At 70.7% G+C, this 15,408-nt stretch carries 15 protein-coding genes and 1 pseudogene; 10 read left to right on the plus strand and 6 right to left on the minus strand.

Annotation, left to right across the window (positions count from 1 at the left end; all coding sequences use genetic code 11):
• Positions 1-35: 35 nt before the first annotated feature.
• Positions 36-1,619, minus strand: coding sequence for an acyl-CoA carboxylase subunit beta (locus GA0070617_RS05965; protein WP_091434717.1), 1,584 nt, complete (start codon positions 1,617-1,619; stop codon positions 36-38).
• Positions 1,620-1,730: 111 nt separating this feature from the next.
• Here GA0070617_RS05965 and GA0070617_RS05970 point away from each other — a divergent pair, with 111 nt between their 5' ends.
• Complete coding sequence (locus GA0070617_RS05970; RefSeq protein ID WP_091434719.1) at positions 1,731-2,606, plus strand: biotin--[acetyl-CoA-carboxylase] ligase; 876 nt, start codon at positions 1,731-1,733, stop codon at positions 2,604-2,606.
• A gap of 185 nt (positions 2,607-2,791) precedes the next feature.
• A complete protein-coding gene (locus GA0070617_RS05975) occupies positions 2,792-3,403 on the plus strand; it encodes a PH domain-containing protein (RefSeq protein WP_091434721.1) in 612 nt (203 codons plus the stop codon).
• Positions 3,404-3,416: 13 nt separating this feature from the next.
• On the opposite strand, the gene GA0070617_RS05980 is transcribed toward GA0070617_RS05975, so the two are convergent.
• Both GA0070617_RS05980 and GA0070617_RS05985 read right to left on the minus strand, forming a co-directional pair.
• Positions 3,417-4,145, minus strand: coding sequence for a GtrA family protein (locus GA0070617_RS05980; RefSeq protein ID WP_091434723.1), 729 nt, complete (start codon positions 4,143-4,145; stop codon positions 3,417-3,419).
• Positions 4,146-4,209: 64 nt separating this feature from the next.
• Entirely contained in the window at positions 4,210-4,746 is a 537-nt protein-coding gene (locus GA0070617_RS05985; RefSeq protein WP_091445967.1) for a GtrA family protein, read from the minus strand.
• Between the two features lie 428 nt (positions 4,747-5,174).
• On the opposite strand from GA0070617_RS05985, the gene GA0070617_RS05990 reads away from it, so the two are divergent.
• From GA0070617_RS05990 to GA0070617_RS06000, 3 genes are all read left to right on the plus strand, one after another.
• Complete coding sequence (locus tag GA0070617_RS05990) at positions 5,175-7,019, plus strand: phosphoenolpyruvate carboxykinase (GTP) (protein WP_091434725.1); 1,845 nt, start codon at positions 5,175-5,177, stop codon at positions 7,017-7,019.
• Between the two features lie 43 nt (positions 7,020-7,062).
• Positions 7,063-7,902, plus strand: a complete 840-nt coding sequence (locus GA0070617_RS05995) for a hypothetical protein (RefSeq protein ID WP_091434727.1) — start codon at positions 7,063-7,065, stop codon at positions 7,900-7,902.
• A 61-nt stretch (positions 7,903-7,963) separates the two neighbouring features.
• Complete coding sequence (locus GA0070617_RS06000) at positions 7,964-8,734, plus strand: isoprenyl transferase (RefSeq protein ID WP_091434730.1); 771 nt, start codon at positions 7,964-7,966, stop codon at positions 8,732-8,734.
• Positions 8,735-8,785: 51 nt separating this feature from the next.
• On the opposite strand, the gene otsB is transcribed toward GA0070617_RS06000, so the two are convergent.
• The 3 genes from otsB to GA0070617_RS06015 all read right to left on the minus strand — a co-directional run bounded on the left by otsB (position 8,786) and on the right by GA0070617_RS06015 (position 10,679).
• Positions 8,786-9,610: a trehalose-phosphatase gene (gene otsB, locus GA0070617_RS06005; protein WP_091434732.1), complete on the minus strand. Its 825-nt coding sequence runs from the start codon at positions 9,608-9,610 to the stop codon at positions 8,786-8,788.
• 109 nt (positions 9,611-9,719) lie between these two features.
• Complete coding sequence (locus tag GA0070617_RS06010; RefSeq protein ID WP_091434734.1) at positions 9,720-10,073, minus strand: hypothetical protein; 354 nt, start codon at positions 10,071-10,073, stop codon at positions 9,720-9,722.
• Between the two features lie 165 nt (positions 10,074-10,238).
• Positions 10,239-10,679 (minus strand): helix-turn-helix domain-containing protein, encoded by a 441-nt coding sequence (locus GA0070617_RS06015; RefSeq protein ID WP_091434736.1) that lies wholly within the window; start codon positions 10,677-10,679, stop codon positions 10,239-10,241.
• Positions 10,680-10,943: 264 nt separating this feature from the next.
• Here GA0070617_RS06015 and GA0070617_RS06020 point away from each other — a divergent pair, with 264 nt between their 5' ends.
• From GA0070617_RS06020 to GA0070617_RS06040, 5 genes and pseudogenes are all read left to right on the plus strand, one after another.
• Entirely contained in the window at positions 10,944-11,300 is a 357-nt protein-coding gene (locus GA0070617_RS06020; RefSeq protein WP_091445969.1) for a hypothetical protein, read from the plus strand.
• A pseudogene (locus tag GA0070617_RS31335) lies at positions 11,297-11,575 on the plus strand (hypothetical protein); the annotation flags it as partial. The gene GA0070617_RS06020 and the pseudogene GA0070617_RS31335, both read left to right, overlap by 4 nt.
• 595 nt (positions 11,576-12,170) lie before the next feature.
• The gene (phoH2, locus tag GA0070617_RS06030; RefSeq protein ID WP_091434740.1) at positions 12,171-13,610 is read left to right on the plus strand and encodes an RNA 5'-3' helicase PhoH2; all 1,440 of its coding nucleotides are present in this window, start codon (positions 12,171-12,173) and stop codon (positions 13,608-13,610) included.
• Positions 13,611-13,906: 296 nt separating this feature from the next.
• Complete coding sequence (locus GA0070617_RS06035) at positions 13,907-14,626, plus strand: aggregation-promoting factor C-terminal-like domain-containing protein (RefSeq protein WP_091434742.1); 720 nt, start codon at positions 13,907-13,909, stop codon at positions 14,624-14,626.
• 120 nt (positions 14,627-14,746) lie between these two features.
• Positions 14,747-15,388, plus strand: a complete 642-nt coding sequence (locus GA0070617_RS06040) for a rhomboid family intramembrane serine protease (RefSeq protein WP_091434743.1) — start codon at positions 14,747-14,749, stop codon at positions 15,386-15,388.
• The last annotated feature ends 20 nt before the right edge of the window (positions 15,389-15,408 follow it).

The raw sequence follows: 15,408 nt of genomic DNA on the forward strand, positions 1-15,408 counted from the left end.
TACAGAAAGCGTTAACAGGGGGCCCTTCCTTACACCTAGAGAGGGATGTTGCCGTGTTTTTTGGGGGGGAGGGTCTCGCGCTTGGTGCGCAGGATCCGTAGTGCCCGGACGATCTGGGTACGCGTCTCGTGCGGCGGGATCACCGAGTCGACATAGCCCCGCTCGGCGGCCACGTACGGGTTGGCCAGGGTGTCCTCGTACTCGGCGATCTTCTCGGCCCGGACGGCGGCCGGGTCCTCGGCGTTGGCCAGCTCCTGCCGGTAGAGGATGTTCACCGCGCCCTGGGCCCCCATCACCGCGATCTGGGCGGTGGGCCAGGCGAAGTTCAGGTCCGCGCCGAGGTGCTTGGAGCCCATCACGTCGTACGCCCCGCCGTAGGCCTTACGGGTGATCACGGTGACCTTCGGCACGGTGGCCTCGGCGTACGCGTAGATCAGCTTCGCGCCCCGGCGGATAATGCCGTCCCACTCCTGTCCGGTGCCGGGCAGGAAGCCGGGGACGTCCACGAAGGTCAGCACCGGGATGTTGAACGCGTCGCAGGTGCGCACGAAGCGGGCGGCCTTCTCCGAGGCGGCGATGTCCAGGGTGCCGGCGAAGTGCATCGGCTGGTTGGCCACCACCCCGACCGGGCGGCCCTCGACCCGGCCGTAGCCGATCACGATGTTCTGCGCGTAGAGCGGCTGCACCTCCAGGAACTCGCCGTCGTCGAGGACGTGCTCGATCACCTGGAGTATGTCGTACGGCTGGTTGGCCGAGTCCGGGATCAGTGTGTCCAACTCCCGGTCGGTGTCGGTCACCGCCAGGGTGGCGGGGGCGTCGAGCACCACCGGCTCGTCGAGGTTGTTCGACGGCAGGTACGACAGCAGCGCCTTGACGTACTCGACCGCGTCGGACTCGTCGCTGGCCAGGTAGTGGGCGTTGCCGCTGCGGGTGTTGTGGGTACGCGCCCCGCCGAGCTCCTCCATCGCCACGTCCTCGCCGGTGACCGTCTTGATCACGTCGGGGCCGGTGATGAACATGTGCGAGGTCTGGTCGACCATCACGGTGAAGTCGGTGACCGCCGGTGAGTAGACCGCACCGCCCGCGCACGGCCCCATCACCAGGGAGATCTGCGGGATCACCCCGGAGGCGCGCACGTTGCGGAAGAAGATCTCCCCGTACAGGCCGAGGCTGACCACGCCCTCCTGGATCCGGGCGCCGCCGGAGTCGTTGATGCCGACCACCGGGCAGCCGATCTTCATGGCCAGCTCCATCACCTTGACGATCTTCTGCCCGAAGACCTCGCCGAGGGAGCCACCGAAGACCGTGAAGTCCTGGGCGAAGACGCAGACCTGCCGGCCGTCGACGGTGCCGTACCCGGTGATGACGCCGTCACCGTAGGGGCGGGTCCGGTCCAGGCCGAAGTTGGTGGACCGGTGCCGGGCGAGCTCGTCCAGCTCGACGAAGGAGTCCGGGTCGAGCAGCAGCTCGATCCGCTCCCGGGCGGTCTTCTTGCCTCGGGCGTGTTGCTTCTCCACCGCCCGCGCCGAGCCGGCGTGCACCGCCTCGTCGACCCGTCGCTCCAGGTCCGCCAGCTTGCCCTCGGTGCTGTGGATGTCGATCCCGGTCTCGGTAGTCACCCTGGGAATATAACGATGGTTCAGCCGGTCGGGGCTGTGCAGTTCGCCTCAGCACCCCACGGGCGTGGATGCCCGGGCGACCGCCGTGAAGCCCGGCCGTAGGCTGACCGGATGCCCGGCTCGCCGTACACCGACCTGGACCGACCGCCGTTGTCCGCGGCCCGGCTGCGGCGGGCGCTGATCGCCCCGCACGGGCCGTGGCGTCGGCTGGAGCTGCGGGTCCAGACCCCGTCCACCAACGCCGAGGTCGCCGACGCGGCCCGGGCCGGTGAACCGGAGGGGCTCGTGGTGACCGCCGAGCAGCAGACCGCCGGCCGTGGTCGCCGCGGTCGGACCTGGCAGTCGCCGCCGCGGGCCGGGATCGCGGCCAGCGTCCTGCTCCGGCCCGGCGTGGCCGTCACCGAACGCAACTGGCCGCCGGCACCACCGGCCGGGTACGGCTGGCTGCCGCTGCTCGCCGGGGTGGCGCTGGTGGAGGCGGTGGCCCGGCTGGCCGAGCTGGACGCCGGCCTGAAGTGGCCGAACGACCTGCTGGTCGACGGGGCCAAGTGCGCCGGGGTGCTGGCCGAGGCGGTGCCGGCCACCGAGCCGACCGCGCCGCCGGCCGTGGTGGTCGGCATGGGCCTCAACGTCACGCTGCGCGCCGACGAGCTGCCGGTGAACCCGACCGGACTGCCGGCCACCTCGTTGCAGCTCGCCGGGGCGACGGCCACCGACCGGGACCCGCTGCTGCGGGCGCTGCTGCGGAGCTTCGCCGAGTGGTACGACCGCTGGCGGCGCGCCGGTGGGGACGCCGTGGCCAGCGGCCTTCGGGAGGCCTACCTCGACGCCTGTCACACCGTCGGCCGTCCGGTACGGGTCCTGCTGCCCGGCGGCGAGGAGCTGACCGGCGAGGCGACCGGCGTGGACGCCGACGGCCAACTGCTGGTGGCCACCGCCACCGGCGAGCGCCGACTCGCCGCCGGCGACGTCCTGCACCTGCGCTGATCCCACCACCTCCGGTAGCGGGTCGAGCCGGTCCTCGCGGCAAGAACCTGGAAACAGTGCCGTTGCCGGGCGCGGTGGCCACTCGTTCCGGAAAACTGCCCGGCGGGGATCGGCCGCGTGGGTGAGGCGGTTGCTGGCGGTGGGCGGTTACTGTCAGCGCGTCCCGTTCTGCGAGGAGGTCGTACGTGGCGTTTCCCGATGACGTGCTCATCGAGGATGAGCAGGTCGTGCTGCACCTGCATCCGCACTGGCGGGCGTTGATCCGCCCGGTCGCGGTCGTGGTGGCCGCCGTGGCGGTGGTGGTGGCCGGCGGGATCCTGCTGCCGGCCGACGGTGGCCGGATCGTCTGGTACGTGCTGATCGGCCTGGCCCTGCTGGCGGTGCTCAGGCTGGCCGGCTGGCCGTTCCTGGTCTGGCAGACCACCCACTATCTCTTCACCGACCAGCGGGTGCTGCTGCAGCACGGGGTCTTCTCCCGGGACCGGCGGGACATCCCGCTGGCCCGGATCAACGACCACTCGATGAGCCAACGGCTGGTCGAGCGGATGTTCGGGTGCGGCACCCTGACCATCGAGTCGGCCGGGGAGCGGGGCCAGTCGGTGCTTGTCGACGTGCCCCGGGTCGGGCAGGTGCAGACCCGGCTCTACGAGCTGATCGAGGCCGACCACGACCGCCGGACCCTGGACGACGGTGAGCTGCGGGAGATCCTCGCCGAGAACGGCGAACGCGAGTCCTCGGGTGGCCCACGCCCCAGCCGACGCCCCCCGGGCGAGCCCGTTCCGGCGGACGGACCCTAGGTGCTGCCGCGGATCACCGACGGGGCGAGCGGCGGTTGCCGGCGGGCAGTCCGGCGGTGAGTTCGGCCTCGATCTCCCGGCTCAGGGCCTCCGGTAGGCGTGGATCGAGCGGCAGCGGTCGGCCCTGGACCGGCGTGGCGTACGCCACGCCGGTTGGGGCCGGGGGAGGAGCCTGCCGGACCGGGGCGACCTGCTCCGCCTCGGCCTGCTCGGTGACCGACTCGGCCAGCTCGGCGACCGGGTCCATGCCGGCCATGGTGTCCCACTCGTCGCGCGGGATGACCGGTGGCCTCGCCCCGGGGTCGGCCGGGGCGGCCTGGAAGACGAAGGTCCGGTAGGACCAGAACCGGAACAGGGTGGCCAGCACCACGCCGACGGTCTTGGCGACGTTCAGCGCGAGCAGGCCGTGGACGCCCAGGCCGTACTTGGCGGCAGCCAGGACGCCCAGCTCGATGAACAGGCCGGTGGCGTTGAACAGGAAGAAAAGGGCGTATTCCCGACGCATCGCCGATTTCGGGCGATCCCGGTACGTCCAGTGCCGATTCATCAGGTACGACGTGATCGTCGCCACGATGGTCGCCACCACGGTCGCCTTCAGCTGGCCGCCGACGAAGACCGTCAGTGCGAGCGCGTTGAACACCGCGTAATTGATGACGGTGTTGACGCCGCCGACGATGCCGAATTTGAGCGCCTCAGGGACGAACTTCTGCCAACGCTCAGGCAGCAATCGGACAAGACGCATGCGAAACACCTTAGGCGAGTGGGGTGGGCCCGCAGCGGGCCGGCCGGACGAGGTGGGCGGACTCTCACGCCCCGGACTCTCGGTCACGCTTCGTATCCGTGACCTGTGGTGTTCCCGCTTCGACGAAGACGAACCGCCGGTACGACCAGAAGCGGAAGAGGGTGCCGAGGCCGGTGCCGACGACGAAGCTGGCGATGTTGTCGGCCAGCGGGGTCTGGAACACGCTCGGCCAGACGCTGCCCAACCCGTACCGGCTGATCGCCAGGCAGGCCACCGCGATGCCGAGGCCCACGGTGTTGAAGAAGAAGAAGAGCGCGTACTCCCGGGCCGGGTTGGAGCGCTGGCGGTGCCGCCAGGTCCAGAACCGGTTGCCGAGGAAGGCGATCGTCGCCGCGGTCACGGTGGAGATCGTCTTCGCGGTGACCTGCTCGACCCCGCGCACCGTGGTGAGGTAGTTGAAGAGCGCGAAGTCGATGAGGAACGCGATCCCACCCACGGTGGCGAACTTGCTCAGCTCCCGGACGAGGTGCCCGAACCGGTCGATGAGGGCGCCGACCAGCCCAGGGCGGGTCGGTGGGGCGTCGGACTGCCCGCCGGTCATCGTCGCGGCCACGCGCTGAGCCTACCGGTTGCATGCGACTCCGACGGGTAAGCACGTGCCGACCGGTACGGGGGCGTCGGAGGGTGGCTCGGCGGGGGATCGCCGTCCGGCAACGTCGACGAACGGAGCGTGACCGAATGTGAGCTGATCAACTGGTTGCCCGCGAAACGCAAAGGTGTCCGGTCCCACATCAGACGGGAGGTGGACCGAAGGATTTGCGTGAAACTGCGCGTGAAAGCGGGTATCAGATCGAGATACCGCAACCTGGCCGCACCTTGTGCAGTTCTTCACAAGCGGTATCACTGACTCGCGGCGCAGTCCGGTTTAGTCTGAGCCCAATCCCAGGTTTCACGATGGCGACGCGGCTCGCGTCAGCCTGGACTCGTGCACCCACAGATCGGTCAGCGTCGACCACAAGGAGATGTGTCATGGTTGCTCCGGCTACTGTTCGCGGCATCGATCAGGCTCCGACCTCCCACCGCCCGCTGCTCGACTGGGTCAGACAGGTCGCCGAGCTGACCACTCCGGACCGGGTGGTGTGGGTCGACGGCTCCGACGAGGAGTGGCGTCGGCTCACCGACGAACTCGTCGAGGCGGGCACCCTGATCCGGCTGAACCCGGAGAAGAAGCCCAACTCCTTCTACGCCCGTACCGACCCGTCGGACGTCGCCCGGGTCGAGGAGCGGACGTACATCTGCTCGGTGGACGAGGCGGACGCCGGCCCCACCAACAACTGGATGGCGCCGGCCGAGATGAAGCGGACGATGACCGACCTGTACCGCGGCAGCATGCGCGGGCGCACCATGTACGTCATCCCGTTCTGCATGGGCCCGGTCGAGGCCGAGAACCCCATGTTCGGCGTCGAGATCACCGACAGCCCGTACGTGGTGGCCTCGATGCGGATCATGACCCGGATGGGCGCGACGGTCCTGCAGGCGATGGGTGACGACGCGGACTTCGTCCGCGCGCTGCACTCCATCGGTGCGCCGCTCGCCCCGGGCCAGCAGGACGTGGCCTGGCCGTGCAACGAGACGAAGTACATCTCGCACTTCCCGGAGAGCCGCGAGATCTGGTCCTACGGCTCCGGCTACGGCGGCAACTCGCTGCTGGGCAAGAAGTGCTACTCGCTGCGGATCGCCAGCGTGATGGGGCGCGACGAGGGCTGGCTCGCCGAGCACATGCTGATCCTCAAGATCACCTCACCGGAGGGGAAGGTCTACCACGTCGCCGGGGCGTTCCCGTCGGCCTGCGGCAAGACCAACCTGGCCATGCTGGAGCCGACCGTCCCGGGCTGGAAGGTCGAGACCATCGGTGACGACATCGCCTGGATGCGGTTCGGCCCGGACGGCCGCCTCTACGCGGTCAACCCGGAGTACGGCCTCTTCGGCGTCGCGCCCGGTACCGACTGGAAGACCAACGCCAACGCGATGCGGACGCTGGACCGCGGCAACTCGGTCTTCACCAACGTGGCGCTCACCGACGACGGTGACATCTGGTGGGAGGGCATGGGGGAGCCCCCGGCCCACCTGATCGACTGGAAGGGCAACGACTGGACGCCGGAGAGCGAGGGCCTCTCCTCGCACGCGAACAGCCGGTTCTGCACCCCGATCACCCAGTGCCCGATCCTGGCCGACGACTACTTCGACCCCAACGGGGTGCCGATCGACGCGATCCTCTTCGGCGGCCGTCGGCGGGACACCATCCCGCTGGTCACCGAGGCCCGGGACTGGGTGCACGGCGTGTACCTGGGCGCGACGCTCTCCTCGGAGACCACCGCCGCCGCCTCCGGCGCGGTCGGCGTGGTCCGCCGCGACCCGATGGCCATGCTGCCGTTCATCGGCTACCACGCCGGCGACTACTTCAACCACTGGATCGAGATGGGCAAGGGTGCCGACGGCGACGCCGCCAAGCTGCCCAAGGTCTACTACGTCAACTGGTTCCGCAAGGACCCCGAGGGTGCCTTCCTCTGGCCCGGCTTCGGCGAGAACTCGCGGGTGCTCAAGTGGATCATCGAGCGGATCGAGGGGCGGGCCGACGCGGTCGAGACCCCGATCGGCATGGTCCCGGCGCCCGACGCGCTGGACGTCGAGGGCCTGGACATGACCCCGGAGGACATCCGGATCGCGCTGAAGGTCGACCCGGAGGAGTGGCGCGCGGAGCTGCCGCTGATCACCGAGTGGTTCGAGAAGTTCGGTGACAAGCTGCCCGGCGTGCTCTGGGCCGAGCTGGACGCGCTGCGGGCCCGGCTGGACGCGTCACCGGCCGCCCGGTAGGTGTGACCGACGCCCGATGCGGGCACCAAGCACGACCATGAGCATGAGGACGGCCGCCGTGACCCAGGTCCGGCGGCCGTCCGCCGTCCGGGCGTTGACCATCCTGCTCGGCGTGACCGCGGCGGCCACCGTCGTGGTCGAGCTGCTCAACTGGTGGTACGCCCCGGAGCAGGGCTTCGGTCTCGCCGTCCGGACCGGCTGGGCGATGCTGCGTACCCTCGGGTTCCTGGTGTTGATCTCCCATGTCCGGCGCGGGCGGGCGGCGGCCCGGCCGCTGGGGTTGATCCTCGCCGTCACCACGGTCTTCGCGGTGGGTCGCCTGATCGTCCCCCGGCAGGGGATGCCGCCGCTGCCCGGGGTGCTCGGCTTCGCGCTGCTCGGCACGCTCTGCCTGAGCGTGGTCTGGCTGCTGTACCGGTCGCCTGCCGTCGCCGCGCACCTCATCCGGCACCGCCGGGGCCTGGTCCTCGCCGAGGGCCGGATCGCCTGGCGGGAGGTCGCCCCGAAGCGCCCCGAGGCCACCGGGTGGCTGCTGACCAGCCGGGTCGCCGCGCTCACCTACAGTCCGCTGATGCTGGTGCCGGCCCTGATCGCCGGCGGAGCCGTGCTGGACGGCCGGTTGGTGGCGGTACCGGCGGTGTTGTTCTGGTTTGTCGCCGGGATGGCGGTCAGCCACCTGGTGCTGTTCTGTGTCGCGTTCCTGATGCGGGGCAAGCGCTGGGCCGGCACGCTGCTGGTGGCGATCACCCTGGGTGTGCTCGCCGTCCACCTGCCGCTCTGCTGGTGGCTGCTCGGCGTGGACGGCCTGATCCGCGACGGCGCCCCCCTGGTGGCCGCCGCCGGCCTCGCCCTCTACTCCCTGCGCCGGGCCGCGACCAGTTGACGGCGGCGGGTCGCGGCTCCCCGCCCCTGACCTTGCGCCCGGGTCGCTACTCTGCAAGGTGATGAATCTGCGGGACCTCATGTACTCGGTGTACGAGCGTCGGCTGACGGCGAAGCTCGCTGGTAAGACGGTGCCCCGACACGTCGGCGTGATGTGCGACGGCAACCGCAGATGGGCCCGGGAGATGGGCTACGTCGACCCGAACGACGGCCACCGGGTCGGTGCCGCCAAGATCAAGGACCTGCTCGGCTGGTGCGACCAGGCCGGGATCGGGCACGTCACGCTCTACCTGCTGGCCACCGACAACCTGCGCCGGCCGGCCCGCGAGCTGGACCCCCTGCTGAAGATCATCGAGGATCTGGTGGTGGAGTTGGCCGAGGAGGGCAACCCCTGGCGGCTACGCATGGTCGGCGCGCTCGACCTGCTGCCGGCGACGACCGCCACCGCGCTGAAGGCCGCCGAGGAACGCACCCGGGACCGCAGCGGCGGTGCCGAGGTCAACATCGCCGTCGGGTACGGGGGCCGCCGGGAGATCGCCGACGCGGTGCGCTCCCTGCTGGTCGAGCACGCGGCGGCCGGCGGCACCATCGAGGAGCTGGCCGAGACCCTCGACGTCGAGCACATCGCCGAGCACCTCTACACCCGTGGTCAACCCGACCCGGACCTGGTCATCCGGACCAGTGGCGAGCAACGGCTCTCCGGTTTCATGCTCTGGCAGTCGGCCCACTCGGAGTTCTACTTCTGCGAGCTGAACTGGCCCGAGTTCCGCCACATCGACTTCCTGCGCGCGCTGCGCTCGTACGCCAACCGGCAGCGCCGCTTCGGGGTCTGACGACCGGCCCCGCCGTGACGGGGCCCGGACGTCGGCCCGCTGTCGGGGCGGTCAGCCCAGTTGGTGGGCGGCGGCGGTGAGGAAGTCACCAAGCGCGGCGGGGGAGTCGATGGTCAGGTCGGCGGCCTCGGCGACCTCCTGCCCGGTCTCCGGGTTCGCCACCGCGACGCAGACGCCGACGAAGTCCGGGTCGGCGGCGGCCCGGGCGCGCAGCGCGGCGAACGCCTTGATGTCCGAGACGTCGTCGCCGAAGTACCAGGCGCCCGCGGCGGTCCGCACCACCTCGCCGATGACCATGCCCTTGTCCCGGTCGACCGGCGGTTTGATCTCCAGCACCATCCGGCCGGCCTGCACCCGCAGCCCGAGCCGTTCGGCCTGCTCCCGCCCCCACCGCTCGACCGCCGGGCCGAGTTCCGGTGCGGTGCGCCAGTGCAACGCGACCGAGAGCCGCTTGAACTCGACCAGGGCACCCGCCGGCAGTTCGGCGCGGGCCAGGTCGGCCAGCTCGGCCATGGTCGGCACCCAGGGCAGGGCGGCCGGCTCGGTGACCGTCTCGCCGCCGGAGTGGCTGTGCTCCAGGCCGTACAGGCCGTAGAGGTCGACCCCGTCGAGCCCGTCGAAGTGGTCCCGGAGGAAGTCCACCGGTCGGGCGGAGACGATCGCCACCCGCTGCATGGCCGGGGCCAGCACCTCGATGGCGGCCAGCACCTTCGGTGCCGGTTGCACCGCGGTGGGGTCGTCGTCGACCGGCGCCAGGGTGCCGTCGAAGTCGAAGAAGAGCACGGTGTCGGCCGCCCGGTCGGCGGTCGCCCGCCAGGCCTGGTCGGCGCTCAACGGGGTCAGTGGCTGGTGGTTGCCCACATTCAACGGCGGCACGCGCGACAGCGTACCCCGGGAATCACGGCTCATTCGTGGTCGCTGTCACACCCGAAAGGCTTGCGTGAGCGTCGATGCGTGGGTTGTGGCCGGCGCCGCCGTGGGCGCATCACCGTTCGGCGGCGTCGCGGCCCGGCCGGAAGAGCGGCACCACGGGTGCCTCCCGGCCGTGGTTGAGCAGGTAACCCTCGACGAAGCCGGCGTTGCGGTCACCGGTCTGTGTCTCGATCTCGTCGAGTCGGGACACCAGGAACTCGGTGAGCGCGGTGAGTCGGTCGTTGAGTCGGTCGTTGAGCTCGGCGATGACGGCCAGGACCACCGCCGTGCCGGCGACGGTGAGCGCGAAGAGGTTGACCACCAGCGGAAGCTGCCCCGCGTCGGCCACCCCGAGCACCACGTTGCCGGTCAGCCACAGGGTCAGGGAGACCGCGGCGACCACGACTGCCAACCACTTGAGGGCCATGCCCCTCCTTCATGTCCCGCGGGGCCGGGCCGACAGGTGTCATCCCCATCGATCCCATCCCCCACCGATGACGAGCCCACGCAGTACGTCCAGGACGCTAGCGCGCATGGTCGACCGGCGGAGCGGAACCTTTCGGACGCCACCGGCGTTCTTTCGCCATCTGAACTACCCGGCCTTCCTGCCGCGTCGCCGCCCGTCCATCGGAAGAGTCGGGCGATACGCGAGGTATCGGATGGTTTCCCGGATGTGGAACTTTTCCGCGTCCGAGACGTTCGGATCGACCAGCCGGCGCAGCAGCGCCTCCACGTCGGGATCCATCGGCGGCGGGGTGGGCGCGCTGCGCGGCGGGGTGTTGCGGTCCCAGCCGAGCGCACCGAAGGCGGCCACCGCGTTGAGCCCCAGCCCCTCGCAGAACGCCACCACCCGTTCCGCCTCCGGGTCGCTGGCCCAGTCACCGCGTACCCAACGGTTGATGGTCTGGCGGGAGACGCCGGTGCGTCGGGACACCTCGGTGCCGCTCCAGGCGCGAGTCGCGCGGGCGTCGTCGAGGGCCCGACGGATGAAGGTGGCGAAGGCGATTTTCCGTGCGTGAGCGTTCCCGGTCACCAGGTGACGGTACGGCGTAATGCCCGCCGGGGCACGGGCAAGCGCATTCCTGTCACGTGAACGTGACGCCGAAGTCGGGTTCACAGAATCCCCCCAGACGCCGGCAAAGCCGGGTGTTGTCGGCGCAAAATAGCGGCCTCCGAGTGCGGACGTAATCGGACGAAAAGCTGATACTGTCACGCTCATGGGACAACCTACGGTGTGTCACGTGCATGAGACCGCTAGTGCTCGCATGCGCCACGCACCCCGACCGAGGGGGGCGTGGTGACCGAACTCGTCACCCGTGCCCAGGCCTTCGGCCTGATCGCCGAGGGGGTGGCCGCCGGGCTCAGCGCGCCCTGGCGACTGCACCTGGCCCGAGGTGGCCCGTACCTGTCGCTGGATGTGGCGGACCGGGCCGAGTGGAACGCCTGGCGGGCCCATCTCGACTGTGCGGAGCTGAGCGTCCGGGTCTACGACGCCGGCGGGGAGATCCGCCGGGTCTCGGTCGCCGCGGCCAACCGGGCCGGTTACCGGATCAGCGTCGAGCTGGTCGAGGAGGTCAGCACCGACGACCTGGAACAGCTGCTGACGGCCGACTCCCTGGCCGGGGCGGCGCATCGGGGCGGAGCTGTCGGATGAGTCCCTTCCTCGCGGTCTTCCTGGTCCTGCTGCTCGGCTCGACCAGCTACGCGGCGGGGCGGCTGCACGGCCAGCTCAGCTACCGGATCGGCTACCGGTTCGGTTACCGGCAGGGCTACTTCGACGGCGACCGGGGCGCCTGGAACCGGCGTCGCCGGACCGCCCAGGCCGCGATCGCCTCGGCACTGGCCGTCCCCGCCCGGCAGGTCGGCCCCGCCCGCCAGGTCGGCCCCGCGACCCAGGACAGCGGCACCGACGTGCGTCCCGCCGGATCGGCCGGCATCGCGACGGTGGGCACCGGGACGGCGGGTGCCCCGACGGTGGTCAGCGGAGCGGCGGGTGCCCCGACGGTGGTCAGCGGAGCGGCCGGTGCCCCGACGGTGGTCGTCGGGGTGGTCGGTGCCACCGCCCGTCCGGTGACCCGGGAGGGCACCACGTACACCGGTTCCTCCTTCACCGCGTCGGCCGGCCCCACCGGCGTCCGGCATCCCACCGGTGCCGGCACGCTCGTCCAGCGACCGGGCTGAGCCCGCCACCCGCTCGGTGCGTCGTCGTCCACGACGGATGCGCACCGTCGGGACCGCGCCGCAGACCGTGACGTGGTCCCGGCCGGCCGGGATGCGCGCAGGGGGCAAGGCATCCCGGCCGGCTCCGCCCTGTTCACGAGCTGCTTTCGCCAGATCCACGATCACCCTCTAGCCCCCACGCCTCCGCGCGGCTAGCGTCTAGGCATGGCGCGGGGTTCTCCCGGGCCAGCCGGCCAGCCCGGATCTGCGACCTCGCGCACGGGGCCCGCATCCGACCCCGTGTCCCCGGGCACCGGAGGAGGCGGAACGCGGGTGGCGGGTGCCCATCCGTCGGAGCAGGCCTGTGACGACTCGCCGTACCGATGCCGGGGCCGACCAGACCCCGACCGCGACAGCCACGACCCGCCGGGCCACCCGGAGCCGCCGTACGGCGGCCGCCGCGCCGGCCGATCCCAAGGAGCCCCGACCAGCCGGCGCCGCGGAGCCTGGCGCTGCCGGTGCCGCCTTCGTCCTGGACACCTCGGTGCTGCTCTCCGACCCGGCGGCCTTCCACCGGTTCGCCGAGCACGAGGTGGTGATACCGCTGGTGGTGATCTCCGAACTGGAGGGCAAACGCCACCATCCGGAGCTGGGGTGGTTCGCCCGCCAGGCGCTCAGGATGCTCGACGAGCTGCGGATCACGCACGGCCGGCTGGACCAGCCGGTGCCGGCCAACGACGCCGGCGGCACGCTGCGGGTGGAGCTCAACCACACCGACGACGGGATGCTGCCACCGGGTTTCCGTAACGAGTCGAATGACGCCCGGATCCTCTCCGTCGCGCTCAACCTCGCCGGCGAGGGGCGGCAGGTGACCCTGGTCAGCAAGGACATGCCGCTACGGGTCAAGGCCGCCTCGGTGGGCCTGCGCGCCGACGAGTACCGGCACGGCCAGGCCAGCGACCCCACCTGGACGGGCATGGCGGAGCTGGGGCTGACCGAGGAGCAGATCGGCGCGCTCTACGCCGGTGACGCCCTCGACCTCGACGCGGCGGCCGGGCTGCCCTGCCACACCGGGTTGGTGCTGCAGTCCGGGCACGGTTCGGCGCTCGGCCGGGTGCTGCCGGACAAGACGGTACGGCTGGTCCGCGGCGACCGTGAGGCGTTCGGCGTGCACGGGCGCTCCGCCGAGCAGCGGGTGGCGCTGGACCTCCTGCTGGACGAGTCGATCGGCATCGTCTCGCTGGGTGGCCGGGCCGGGACCGGCAAGTCCGCGTTGGCGCTCTGCGCCGGTCTGGAGGCGGTGATGGAGCGCCGCCGGCACAAGAAGGTGGTCGTCTTCCGCCCGCTCTACGCCGTAGGTGGGCAGGAGTTGGGCTACCTGCCGGGCTCGGAGTCGGAGAAGATGTCGCCCTGGGCACAGGCGGTCTTCGACACCCTCGGGGCGGTGGTCCACGAGAACGTGCTGGAGGAGGTCACCTCCCGGGGCATCCTGGAGGTGCTGCCGCTTACCCACATCCGGGGCCGGAGCCTGCACGACGCCTTCGTGATCGTGGACGAGGCCCAGTCTCTCGAGCGTGGGGTGCTGCTCACCGTGCTGTCCCGGATCGGCCAGGGGTCCCGGGTGGTGCTCACCCACGACGTGGCGCAGCGGGACAACCTGCGGGTGGGGCGGCACGACGGGGTCACCGCGGTGATCGAGGCGCTCAAGGGTCATCCGCTCTTCGCGCACGTCACGTTGAGTCGTTCGGAGCGTTCGCCGATCGCGGCGATGGTCACCGACCTGTTGGAGGACGTGCCGCTCTGACTCCTACCTTCGGATGCATTTGTCCGGACATATAGGTTATTTTTGTGTGGCGCAGGTCACAAAAGACGTCATTGGTTTCCCATCCGTCCCACGGTGCGCGATGGTGTCCCACGAGCGCCCGCGCACCAGGGACATCACCGGTGATCGTTCGCCCCGGGGGCGAGCCGGCACCGGGATGGGAGCCAGTGCGTCGGCTGCGACCGGCGACCAGGGTCGGGGCGCTCACGGTGGCGAGCGCGGCCCGAGGAGGGCCTGACCCGCCACCGTGTCCATGCCCCCGACGAAGGGATCACTTCGTGAGTCGGCTGTGGAGCCGGTTCGGCGCCCGTACGGCTGCTGTCGCACTGCTCTCCGTGGGCGTTGCCGGCGGCATCTACCTGGGCGACCACCAGGAGACCCAGCAACAGGGTCGGACCGCGCAGGTCTCGTTGCAGGTCGACGAGGCCGAGCATGACTACCAGCGGGAGCGGCAGGCGGCGCACCACGTCCAGTCCGCCAAGCAGCGCAGCGCCGAGTACCAGGCGAAGCTGCGGGCCGCGAAGGCCGCCAAGGAGGCCGCCCAGCGGGCCAAGGAGGCCGAGGCCGCCGCCGCGTCACGGAAGAAGGCGCGCGAGGAGGCCGAGGCCAAGAAGAAGGCCGAGGAGGCCGCCAAGAAGGCCGCCGAAAAGGCGAGCAAGCCGTACGACGGCCCGGTGCCGGACTCCTGCACCGAGTTCAGCGGCAACCGCCGCACCGGCTGCTCGATGATGGTGCAGGCCGGCTTCGGGATGGACCAGTTCCCCTGCCTGAACAAGCTCTGGAACAAGGAGAGCGGCTGGAACCACAAGGCCCGCAATCCCTCCTCCGGTGCGTACGGCATCCCCCAGTCCTACCCCGGTAACAAGATGGCCTCGGCGGGCTCCGACTGGCAGACCAACCCGGTGACCCAGATCAAGTGGGGTCTCGGCTACATCGAGGGCCGCTACGGCAGCCCCTGCAAGGCCTGGCAGCAGTCCCAGAACACCGGTTCGTACTGACCGACGCGGATCGACGGCACCGGGGCGGGGGGTGATTCCCCCGCCCCGGTGCCGGTTCCGGCGGGTACGCCGTGGCCGCCGAGGTGGCGGGTCGCGGTTTTTGCTGATACTCCTTGGGGGGTGACCCTGGGCCCAGGCGGCAATGATCCCAACCGGTTCGGCACCGAGGCGTTCTACGCCTCGCTCGGCCGGGCCTTCGTCGCCATGTGCGCCGTCGTACCGATCCTCTTCCTCATCGAGGCGCTGGACGTCTGGCTCGGCGCCGGCTTCGACATGGCCGCCGGGATCATCCCGCGCCGGATCGACGGCCTCGACGGGGTCTTCTTCTCCCCGTTCCTGCACCACGGCTTCGACCACCTCTACAGCAACAGCATCCCGCTGATCCTGCTCGGCACCTTCGTGCTCGCCGCCGGGGTGCGCCGGTTCCTCTGGTCGACCCTGGTCATCATCCTGGTCAGCGGCCTCGGAGTGTGGTTCACCGGCTCACCGAACTCCATCGTGGTCGGTGCCAGCGGGGTGATCTTCGGATACCTCGGCATCCTGTTCATGCGGGGCATCGTCGAGCGCAGCTGGTGGAACTTCGCGGTGGTGCTCCTGGTCGGCCTGCTCTACGGCTGGCAACTGCTCGGCATCCTCCCCACCGACGAGCGCATCTCCTGGCAGGGGCACCTGTTCGGGCTGCTCGGCGGGCTGGTGGCCGCGGTGATCTTCCGCCGCCGTCGGTCGGAGACCGAGCCGTACTCCGACTCCTCGTTGCTCTGAGCTGGCACCGGCCGCGGTCA

The sequence above is a fragment of the Micromonospora yangpuensis genome (genome assembly GCF_900091615.1).
Taxonomy (GTDB): domain Bacteria; phylum Actinomycetota; class Actinomycetes; order Mycobacteriales; family Micromonosporaceae; genus Micromonospora; species Micromonospora yangpuensis.

What these genes read in the sequence shown, in the direction of transcription:
- GA0070617_RS05980 (WP_091434723.1), bottom strand. Translation starts at nt 4,145, where the DNA reads ATGCGTCTTGTCCGATTGCTGCCTGAGCGTTGGCAGAAGTTCGTCCCT.
- GA0070617_RS05990 (WP_091434725.1), top strand. Translation starts at nt 5,175, where the DNA reads ATGGTTGCTCCGGCTACTGTTCGCGGCATCGATCAGGCTCCGACCTCC.
- GA0070617_RS05995 (WP_091434727.1), top strand. Translation starts at nt 7,063, where the DNA reads ATGAGGACGGCCGCCGTGACCCAGGTCCGGCGGCCGTCCGCCGTCCGG.
- GA0070617_RS06000 (WP_091434730.1), top strand. Translation starts at nt 7,964, where the DNA reads ATGAATCTGCGGGACCTCATGTACTCGGTGTACGAGCGTCGGCTGACG.
- GA0070617_RS05985 (WP_091445967.1), bottom strand. Translation starts at nt 4,746, where the DNA reads ATGACCGGCGGGCAGTCCGACGCCCCACCGACCCGCCCTGGGCTGGTC.
- GA0070617_RS05970 (WP_091434719.1), top strand. Translation starts at nt 1,731, where the DNA reads ATGCCCGGCTCGCCGTACACCGACCTGGACCGACCGCCGTTGTCCGCG.
- GA0070617_RS06010 (WP_091434734.1), bottom strand. Translation starts at nt 10,073, where the DNA reads ATGGCCCTCAAGTGGTTGGCAGTCGTGGTCGCCGCGGTCTCCCTGACC.